This is a genomic window from Citrobacter sp. Awk 2, assembly GCF_028069815.1.
In the GTDB taxonomy this organism is placed as follows: Bacteria; Pseudomonadota; Gammaproteobacteria; order Enterobacterales; family Enterobacteriaceae; genus Citrobacter.
In genome coordinates, this window is record NZ_JANEWL010000261.1 from 1 (window position 1) to 473 (window position 473).

Below are 473 nucleotides of genomic sequence, written 5' to 3' on the forward strand. Positions count from 1 at the left end.
CTATTTTTTATCGGGTAATTAAAATGCATTCTAAATACTCTAAAACTAATTTTACCATGCCATGAACATAGAACCTTAGCTCCATCGATAGTAAACGTCATATCACTTTTGAAAACATCTTTATTTGTTGATGATTCATCAGTGAACAATGCCCTACTCCCAGAAAAGTAATCCTTTAATATAACATTTGTCCTTTCCGAGTATGTTCCATCAGCATTTCTACTTTCTACATATTCGTTAAGTATAGATGTCAAAAATATCCCTCTTTCACAAGCGACATTATTAAATTGCTGTTTATTCAAAATCTCTATTGCATTAGTTGAAAATCTAACGAATGGAAATTTCTCTGTGACATATTTCAGGAAACCATCCCAAGAATCTGGATAAACAAATGATTCCTGCTCATACTTTTCTGCTATTTTTTCTAAATCATTTACATCCCAGATATTTTCAACTTCCACACTATTTATTAT

At 30.9% G+C, this 473-nt stretch carries 1 pseudogene; it reads right to left on the minus strand.

Going from position 1 to position 473, the window contains the following annotated elements:
- Nucleotides 1-473 (minus strand): annotated as a pseudogene (locus tag NNO02_RS23535) (hypothetical protein); the annotation flags it as partial.